At 74.4% G+C, this 1,890-nt stretch carries 1 pseudogene; it reads left to right on the top strand.

The features are described 5' to 3' along the window. Positions 1–143: 143 nt before the first annotated feature. Positions 144–1,742, top strand: a pseudogene (locus ACIQOV_RS39645) (condensation domain-containing protein); the annotation flags it as partial. Between the last annotated feature and the right edge of the window lie 148 nt (positions 1,743–1,890).

Below are 1,890 nucleotides of genomic sequence, written 5' to 3'. Positions count from 1 at the left end.
GTCGTGGTCCCCGCCCGGTGGCGGGAACGCACCCGGGGGGCGTTGAGCGTGGTCGAGGTACCCGGCAACCACCACGACATGCTCTCGCCGCCCCATGTCGCGCCCTTCGCCGACGCGCTGTCGGCCGTCCTGGAGGAACTCGGATGAGCGACGGACACGAGTTGCCGCTGTCGTCGGCGCAGTCCGGCATCTGGTTCGCCCACCACCTGCGCCCCGGCAGCCCCGCCTACAACACCGGCGAGTACGTGGACATCCCCGGGCCGATCGACCCGGAGCTGTTCGAGACGGCCGTGCGGCGCGTGGTGGACGAGACCGAGTCACTGCGGGTCCGCCTCACCGACGGCGCCGACGGCCCCCGGCAGGTCGTCACCCCGGCGCCCGACTGGACGATGCACCACGTCGACCTCACGTCGGCACCGGATCCGCTGCGGGCGGCCGAGCGCTGGATGCGCGCCGACCTGTCCACACCGGTCGGGCTCACCCGGGACCCGCTGTTCCGCCAGGCCCTGTTCACCGTCGCGCCGGACCGCTTCCTCTGGTACCAGCGCGTCCACCACATCGTGGTCGACGGCTTCAGCATGTCGCTCATCGCGCGCCGCGTCGCCAGGACCTACACCGGACTGGTCGAGGGCAGGGGCGGGACAGGACCGGCCTTCGGGTCGCTGAGCCTCCTGCTGGCGCACGACGCCGCCCACCACGCGTCGGAACAGCCCGAACAGGACCGGGCGTTCTGGGCGGCCCGGCTGGCCGGCCGACCGGATCCGGTCAGCCTCGCCAGCCGTTCGGCGGCCGCCTCGGACGGCTTCCTGCGCCGTACCGGCAGCCTCGACGCGCCCACCCTGGCCGCGCTGCGGCGGGCCGCGCGACCCGCCGGGGCGAGCTGGCCCACCGCCTTCACCGCGACGGTCGCCGCGTACCTCCACCGCCTCAGCGGCGAACGGGACATCGTGCTCAGCATGCCGGTGACCGGGCGCACCGGCTCCTCCGCGCCGGCCGTCCCCGGCATGGTGGCGAACGTGGTGCCGCTGCGGCTGAGCGTGCACCCCGAACAGGGTCTGTCCGCCCTCGCGCGACAGGTGGCCGAGGAGGTCGCCGCCCTGCGCCCGCACCAGCGCCACCGCAGCGAGGACCTGCGCCGGGAGCTGGATCCGGCACGCTCGGAGCGGGTCCTGTTCGGGCCCGTCGTCAACATCATGTCCTTCTACTACCACCTGGACTTCGCGGGGGTCCGGGCCACCGTGCACAACCTGTCCAACGGGCCGGTCGAGGACCTCTCGTTCTCCGTCTACGACCGCTCCGACGGCACCGAGCCCCGGCTCGACGTCGACGCGAACCCCGCGCTCTACTCCGAGGCCGAACTCGCCGCCCACCAGCAGCGGTTCCTCCGGTTCCTGAACGCGGTGGCCGCCGACCCGGACCGGCCGATCGGCCGGCCCGACCTCCTCACCGAGGCGGAACGGCACCGGACCGTCGTGGCCGGCAACCGCACCGCGCGGCCGCTGCCGCACCCGACGGTGCCGCTGGCCTTCGCGGCCGAGGCCGCGCGCAGGCCCGATGCGCCCGCCGTGGTGTCAGGGCAAACCACCCTGTCCTACGCGGAGTTGAACGCCCGCGCCAACCGGCTGGCCCACCGGCTCATCGCCCTGGGTGTCCGCTGCGACACCACGGTGGCCGTGCTCATGGAACGCTCCGCCGACGTGGTGGTGGCGGTCCTGGCGATCGGCAAGGCCGGCGGCGCCTACGTGCCGCTGGACACCCGGGCCCCGACGGCCCGCCTGCGGCGCGTCCTGGACGACACCGGGCATCGCGGTGCCGAGGTCCTCGGCGGTGACGGTGGCCGGGTCGGCGTCGGCGACCAGGCGGCCGCGGTAGATGACCCGGATGGTGTCG

Source organism: Kitasatospora sp. NPDC091257, assembly GCF_044757675.1.
In the GTDB taxonomy this organism is placed as follows: domain Bacteria; phylum Actinomycetota; class Actinomycetes; order Streptomycetales; family Streptomycetaceae; genus Kitasatospora; species Kitasatospora lactacystinica.
Note: the sequence above shows the minus strand (reverse complement) of the source record. Positions and strands in the feature narration are given on the sequence as shown.